The organism is Micropruina sp. (assembly GCF_027492755.1).
Lineage (GTDB): Bacteria > Actinomycetota > Actinomycetes > Propionibacteriales > Propionibacteriaceae > Micropruina.
In genome coordinates this window covers 1-6,627 of sequence record NZ_JAPUED010000070.1, presented here as the reverse complement: position 1 = coordinate 6,627, position 6,627 = coordinate 1, and the positions used below count along the sequence as shown (strand labels likewise).

Here is a 6,627-nt window from a genome sequence, read left to right as displayed (position 1 = left end):
TTCGCGACGCAGCCGCGCAGATCGCCGCTCTGCTGCATCATCACCGGCGCCTTCTTGCCCTTGCCGGCGCAGCTTGCGTTGCCCTTGCCGAGCAGCTGCCCGATGGCGTGGTTGACCAGGTAGGTGCGGTAGCCCGCCTTGTCGCCGTCGTAACCGGCGGCGCCGGACTTCCAGCCTGCGGCGTTGATCACCACCACGTCGCCCTTGGTGCAACTGGTGGCGACGCTGCCGTCCGAACCGCACAGCTCGGCGGCGGTCGCTGCACTGGCCAGGTACAGCTTGACGTCCGCCTTCGACCGGGCCACCAGGGCGAACCGGACGTCGCCGGAGCCGGTCCAGCTGCGCGGGTCGTTGAGCACGCCCGCGATCGTGGTGGCGCTGGAGTCGGCCTTCATCTTTGCGCTGGTCTCGACCGCCACCGCGTAGCGGTAGAGCTTGCCCTGCGAGCCGGTGGCGGCCGCGGTCACGGTGGACCAGTCGAAGTCGCCTGACGACTTCATCGTGCTGCTCGGCGAGCCGGACGCCGTGTCGGTCGGGCTGGCCGAACTCGACGTGGTGGCCGTCCCGCTGGGACTGGCTGAGGGGCTGGTGAACCGGGTACCGGTGGGCGCAGGCACCGGAACGGTCGGCTCGCCCGCCCGCTCCACAGGGGCCGACAACGCCTGAACGCCAGCCACGACGCCCACGAAAACGGCCACCACGGCCGCGATCAGTCCGATTCGCACCCAGTTCGGCCGCACTCGTCCGCCTTCCGGTCGATCCACCGGTTCACCCTATGCGATCGCCGCGAAGGGCCTGTTGTGCGACCCGCGCCGCGAGTTCCGCCGTCCGGGCATTGCCTGGTGGACGGCGCCGGAGCGTCAGCGGCGGCGGGGAATGGCCACGCCGGCGACGCCGGCGAGCAGTCCGCCCACCGTCGCGATCCAGGCCGCCGTCTGCGCCGAGTGAGATTCGACAACCTGCCCGGCCAGAGCGGCACCGATGGCTACTCCGACCACGCCGACCGTGCTGAGCATCGTCATGACGGTGGACAACCGCTCGGGAGGCGAGATCCGTTCCGCGTAGGCGTATCCGGTCACCAGCGTCGGGCCGACCATCACGCCGATCAGCAGGCAGGCGAGCGCCATGCTGGGGGCGTCCCACGCCACGATCAGCAGCGGTGAGGTCAGCGCGCAGCCGAAACCGAAGACCACGATCCTGGCGGCCAGCGGGAACCGCGCGGGAATCCGGTTGCTGAGCAGTCCGGTGGCCGCACTGCCCACCGCCAGTGCGCCGTAGACGAGACCGGCGACGGCCGCCTCACCTCGCTCGGTGAAGTAGGCCGCGACACTGGTCTGGGTGCCGCCGAACAGGACGCCGACACCGCCGACGGCGATGCCGAGCGGAACCAGCACCGTCCAGTCGATCCGGTCGGCCGACTCGGCGTGCCGCAGCCGTCCGTGCCGGAGCGCGGGCAGCGCCGAGCGGTGCAGCGCAAAGCCGACCTGCCCCACCCAGGCCAGTGCCAGTGCGGTGAGCAGCGGGAGGGGCGGAGCGACCGCGCTCAGCGTGGTGGCCAGCACCGGCCCGACCACGAAGGACACCTCGTCCACCGCGCCCTCCCAGGCCATCGCCGAGGCGGTGAACGCCACCCGGTCGGGCCGTCCGGCGGCGACCTGGGACCAGCGGGCCCGGGCCATCGCGCCCAGCTGCGGGTTGGCGAAACCGATCAGGGCGGCCAAGCCGCACGCGACGGCGAGTGGGACGTCCGGACGGCACCAGGTCAGGAATGCGGCGATCGCCGCGGTCTGGACGACGGTGGCGACCAGTCCGACGACGCGATGTCCGTACTGGTCGGAGAGATGACCGACCAGGACGGCACCGGCCGCGCCACCCAGACTCAGCGCGGCGGTAGCCAACCCGGCCAGCGCGAACGAACCGAGGGCATGTTGGGTGTACAGCAGCAGCGACAGCGGCAGGATGCCGGTGGGCAGGCGTCCGAGGAAACCCAGGGCGACGAACGACGCGCCCTGGCTGCGCAGCAACACCGGGTACGGCAGGTGCTGCGGCATGGTTCCCTCCTGGCGGGTGGACGTGCGGCGCTCACCGACCGCTCCCCGAACCATCTACCGCTCGCCGAGTTCAGCGAGCGGTAGATAGTTCGGGGAGCGCGGTAGCGGTGGCAAACAAACAGCGAGGCGGGGAGGAATCCCCGCCTCGCTGCTGTGGCTGGCTCAGGCGGCGGCGACGACGCTCACGTTGATGTGAGCGACAACGCCGCTGGTCAGCTTCAGGCCGACGGTGTGGGTACCGACGGACTTGATCGGCTTGGCGATCTCGATCGAGCGCTTGTCGACGGCGGGGCCGCCGGCCTTCTTCACCGCGAGCACGATGTCGGCCGGGGTGACAGCACCGAACAGCTTGCCGTTCTCGCCGGCATTGGCCGGCAGCGAGACGGCGAGCTCTTCGAGCTGGCCGCGGATCTCTTTGGCGTGCTCGACGTTGCGGATCTCGCGGGCGTCACGAGCCCGCTTGATGCCCTCGATCTGCTTCTCGGCGCCCTTGGTCCACTTGATCGCGAAACCGCGGGGCAGCAGGTAGTTACGGCCGTAGCCGTCCTTGACCTCGACGATCTCGCCAGGGATGCCGAGGTGGTCGACGGCAGCGGTCAGAATGAGCTTCATGCTGGCGTTCCTCCTTCTCAGCGGGCGGTCGAGGCGTACGGCAGCAGGGCCAGCTCACGCGCGTTCTTCACGGCGATCGCAACCTTGCGCTGCTCTTGGACGGACAGGCCGGTCACCCGGCGGGCACGGATCTTGCCCCGCTCGGAGATGAACTTCCGCAGGGTCGCGGTGTCCTTGTAGTCGATGTGGCCGATGCGCACGGACTTGGCCGGCGCGATCTTCTTCTTGTTCACAGGCTTGCGCTGTGACTGGGCCATTATGGTGCTCCCTTTCAGTGAGCCCGGCCGGGGCCGGAATGACGTAGATGAATAGGGACGGAGCCCGCCGTTCTAACGATCAGACGTGGTCGATCAGACTGCGCCGGATCAGGCAGTGTCAGATCAGAACGGGGGTTCGTCGCTCTGCTGGGCCTGCGCCCAGGGGTCGTTGCCGGCCGAGCGGTTGTTGTTGCCACCGCCGGACGACCACGAATCGGAACCGCCGGCGTTGCCGCCACCGGAGTTCCCGCCGCCGGAGTAACCGCCACCACCGGAGTAGTTGCCGCCACCCCCACCGCCACCGGTCGTCCGAGTGACCTTGGCCGAGGCGTACCGCAGCGACGGACCGATCTCTTCGACCTCGACCTCGAACACGGTGCGCCGCTCACCCTCACGGGTCTCGTACGAGCGCGACTTCAGCCGGCCCTGGACGACCACCCGCATGCCCTTGGTCAGCGACTCGGCGACGTTCTCGGCCGCCTGCCGCCACACGGAGCAGTTCAGGAACATCGCGTCGCCGTCGCGCCACTCGCTGGTCTGACGGTCGAACGTCCGCGGCGTGGAAGCGACGGTGAAGTTGGCCACCGCCGCACCGGACGGCGTGAAGCGCAGCTCGGGATCGGCGGTCAGGTTGCCGACCAGGGTGATTTGGGTTTCGCCTGCCATGAGTGTGTCTTTCGATCGAGGTACTGAGTCACTCAGAGCCTGTCAGCTGCCGCTGACAGAAACTTCTCTAGCGGGTATCGGGCCGGATGATCTTGGTGCGCATGATCTGCTCGTTCAGGGTGAACTGGCGGTCCAGCTCCTTCACGTCGGCAGGTTCAGCGGTGAGATTGATGACGGCGTAGATGCCTTCGGACTTCTTGCGAATGTCGTAGGCAAGCCGGCGACGGCCCCAGATGTCCAGGTTGTCGACGGTGCCACCGGCCTTGGTCAGGCCCGCGAGCGGCTTCTCCAACAGGCCGTTCACCTGACGGTCGTCCACATCGGGATCGATGATCACCATGACTTCGTATTGACGCATACGCGAACTCCACCTCCTCTGGTCTCGAGCGGCCATGAGCATTTCCCATGGCAGGAGGGCGTGTGCAAACGGTGCCGGAAGGCACCAAGGGTCAACCTTAGCGGCCGGACGCCGCCAGCGGCGAATCGCAGGGGACGTACGGCGATGGAGGTGGTACGAAAAGAACCGTCCCTTGGTCACCGGGGACGGTTCTCTTGGTCACCGGCAACCACGCAGACCCTCCTCCCCCCGGCCAGCGGCTCCGCACAGAATCTGTCAGCAGGCGCCGTTAGGCTCGGGGACCATGATCGCGATGGGTGCACATGTCGACTCCACCGACCCGATCGCCGAGGCGAAGGCACGGGGAGCGCAGCTCAGCCAGTTCTTCCTCGGCGACCCGCAGGGCTGGAAGGGCCCGCAGGTCGCCTATGCGGGCGGGGCCGCGGCCCTCAAGGCGGACGCCGAGGCGGCCGGCATCGCTCTCTATGTGCACGCGCCCTATGTGCTCAACGTGGCCAGCATGAACAACCGGATCCGGATTCCGTCGCGCCAGCACCTGCAGAAGCAACTCACCGCCGCCGCCGAGATCGGCGCGGCGGGGGTGATCGTGCACGGCGGCCACCTGACCGCCAAGGACGACCTCGAGGCCGGCTTCACCAACTGGTTCAAGGCGGTCGACGGGCTCGACATCGCCGTCCCGCTACTGATCGAGAACACCGCCGGCGGCACCAAGGCGATGGCCCGGCACCTGGAGAACATCGACCGGCTCTGGGCGGCCATCGGCGCCTCGGCCAACGCCGACAAGGTCGGCTTCTGCCTCGACACCTGCCACGCCCACGCCGGCGGTAACGAGCTGCTCGGCCTGGTCGAGCGGCTCCGTGCCATCACCGGGCGGATCGATCTGATCCACGCCAACGACTCCCGCGACGCCTTCGATTCCGGTGCCGACCGGCACGCGAACTGGGGCACCGGGCAATGCGATCCCGAGGGTGCCCGCGACGTGATCCGCTCCGCCGGCGCGCCGCTCGTGGTCGAGACCCCGGGCGGCCCCGACGAACATCGCGCCGACCTGGCCTGGCTGGCCGAAGGGCTCTGATCCTCAGGGCGCCAGGCCCGCTGAGAAGCCTGATCATCGTCGGTCGAGCTCGCCGAGACCTCGGGCGGCACCGCCCGCAAGGGTTTCGACAAGCTCAACCAGCAAGCCCGGAGTCGATCAAGTTTCCTTGGTGGCCAGATACGCGACCACCGCGCGGGTCACCTCGCGCCGCACCAGCGGGTCGGCGGCCATCTCGGTCATCGAGCCGTCCACCAGCAGGTGCGCGATGCGGGTCGCCTCATCGATCTCGGCACGGTCCAGGTGCGGCATCCGCAGCGCGAGCAGGTCGGCGATCCGGCCGTCCAGGGCCGTCTTCGCCGCAGCGATCGGCGCCAGCGCGGCGTCCGGAAGCGCGGCACGCCCGAACAGCTCCGGGAAGGCGGGCCGCTCGACGGCGAACCTGACCAGCGGATCGAGCACTCGCTCCACCAGCTCGGCGAGCGATACCCCGGTCGGATCGAGACCGGTCAGGGCGGCGTCCTGGGCTTCCTCCAGTTCGGACGCGAGGCGCTCGCCGAGCGCGGCCGCGATGGCCGCCTTGTCGGCATAGAACTGGTACAGCGAACCGGGTGAGATGCCCGCCTGCGCGGCGATCGCGTTCGTCGTGGCCCGCTCGTAGCCGGCCCGTGCGAAAACCACCGACGCGGCGTCCAGGATCTGCGCCATCCGGGCCACCCCGCGCGCCGTCCGCGCCACTGCCCGACTCATGCCGGCATCGTAGATCCTCCTTGCCCATGCGAGCATCTGCTCGTATTGTGATTCACGAGCAAACGCTCGCAAACGGAAGGTTGCGCGATGAATCACGACACACGCCGACTTGGTCCTCTCCGGGTCAGCCCGCTCGGCCTGGGCTGCATGGGAATGAGCGCCGTCTACGGCCGTCCGGACGAGGCGTCGTCGAAGGCCACGCTGCAGCGGGCGCTGGATCGTGGCGTCACCTTGTTCGACACCGCCGACATGTACGGACGCGGCGCCAACGAGAAGCTGCTCGGACGCCACCTGCGCGGAGCCCGCAACGACATCGTGCTGGCCACCAAGACCGGCATCCTCACCATGCCCGGCCTGGGGCTGCCGATGGGTGTGGACGCCTCACCGGCCCGCATCGCCCGGGCCGCGGAGGCCTCGCTGCGCCGGCTGCGCACCGAGGTGATCGATCTCTACTACCTGCATCGGGTCGATCCGCGGGTGCCGATCGAGGAGAGCATCGGTGCGATGGCCGCATTGGTCCGGGCCGGGAAGGTCCGCGCCCTCGGCGTCTCCGAGGTGACTGCCGACGAACTGCGCCGGGCGCACGCCGAGCATCCGATCGCGGCCGTCCAGCTGGAGTGGTCGCTGTTCTCTCGCGATCCCGAGCGGGATGTCGTCCCGCTCGCACACGAACTGGGTGTCGGCGTCGTCGCCTACTCGCCGTTGGGCCGGGGCATGCTGACCGGGTCGCCGGCCGCCACCACCCAGCTCAGCGTGGTCGACTACCGACGCCTGCTGCCGCGCTGGAATCGCCGCAACCTCGCCGAGAATCTGGGCCAGGTGCAGGTTGTCCGTGAGGTCGCGGACGAGGTGGGCGCCCGCCCCGCGCAGGTCGCCCTCGCCTGGCTGCTCGGGCACGAC

The 6,627-nt window shown here is 69.2% G+C and carries 10 protein-coding genes; 3 read left to right on the top strand and 7 right to left on the bottom strand.

Annotation, left to right across the window (positions count from 1 at the left end):
- On the bottom strand, positions 1-500 hold a 500-nt coding region (locus Q0066_RS04520), incomplete at its 3' end, for a DUF3152 domain-containing protein (protein WP_298130476.1).
- 1 nt (position 501) lies between these two features.
- Between Q0066_RS04520 and Q0066_RS04515 the strand changes: the two genes are divergently transcribed.
- Complete coding sequence (locus Q0066_RS04515) at positions 502-666, top strand: hypothetical protein (RefSeq protein ID WP_298130474.1); 165 nt, start codon at positions 502-504, stop codon at positions 664-666.
- Positions 667-860: 194 nt separating this feature from the next.
- On the opposite strand, the gene Q0066_RS04510 is transcribed toward Q0066_RS04515, so the two are convergent.
- The 5 genes from Q0066_RS04510 to rpsF all read right to left on the bottom strand — a co-directional run bounded on the left by Q0066_RS04510 (position 861) and on the right by rpsF (position 3,944).
- Positions 861-2,051, bottom strand: a complete 1,191-nt coding sequence (locus Q0066_RS04510) for an MFS transporter (RefSeq protein WP_298130471.1) — start codon at positions 2,049-2,051, stop codon at positions 861-863.
- Positions 2,052-2,213: 162 nt separating this feature from the next.
- Positions 2,214-2,663 (bottom strand): 50S ribosomal protein L9, encoded by a 450-nt coding sequence (gene rplI / locus Q0066_RS04505; protein ID WP_298130469.1) that lies wholly within the window; start codon positions 2,661-2,663, stop codon positions 2,214-2,216.
- Between the two features lie 17 nt (positions 2,664-2,680).
- On the bottom strand, positions 2,681-2,920 hold the full coding sequence (rpsR, locus tag Q0066_RS04500; protein ID WP_298130467.1) for a 30S ribosomal protein S18: 240 nt from the start codon (positions 2,918-2,920) through the stop codon (positions 2,681-2,683).
- Positions 2,921-3,043: 123 nt separating this feature from the next.
- The gene (locus Q0066_RS04495; protein WP_298130464.1) at positions 3,044-3,586 is read right to left on the bottom strand and encodes a single-stranded DNA-binding protein; all 543 of its coding nucleotides are present in this window, start codon (positions 3,584-3,586) and stop codon (positions 3,044-3,046) included.
- A 67-nt stretch (positions 3,587-3,653) separates the two neighbouring features.
- Positions 3,654-3,944: a 30S ribosomal protein S6 gene (gene rpsF / locus Q0066_RS04490; protein ID WP_298130462.1), complete on the bottom strand. Its 291-nt coding sequence runs from the start codon at positions 3,942-3,944 to the stop codon at positions 3,654-3,656.
- 283 nt (positions 3,945-4,227) lie between these two features.
- Between rpsF and Q0066_RS04485 the strand changes: the two genes are divergently transcribed.
- Positions 4,228-5,019, top strand: a complete 792-nt coding sequence (locus Q0066_RS04485) for a deoxyribonuclease IV (protein WP_298130460.1) — start codon at positions 4,228-4,230, stop codon at positions 5,017-5,019.
- 117 nt (positions 5,020-5,136) lie between these two features.
- Here the strand turns inward: Q0066_RS04485 and Q0066_RS04480 are convergent, their stop codons facing one another.
- Positions 5,137-5,727, bottom strand: coding sequence for a TetR/AcrR family transcriptional regulator (locus tag Q0066_RS04480; RefSeq protein WP_298130458.1), 591 nt, complete (start codon positions 5,725-5,727; stop codon positions 5,137-5,139).
- Positions 5,728-5,814: 87 nt separating this feature from the next.
- Between Q0066_RS04480 and Q0066_RS04475 the strand changes: the two genes are divergently transcribed.
- Positions 5,815-6,627 (top strand): aldo/keto reductase (locus tag Q0066_RS04475; protein ID WP_298130456.1); only part of this gene is annotated, 813 nt, incomplete at its 3' end.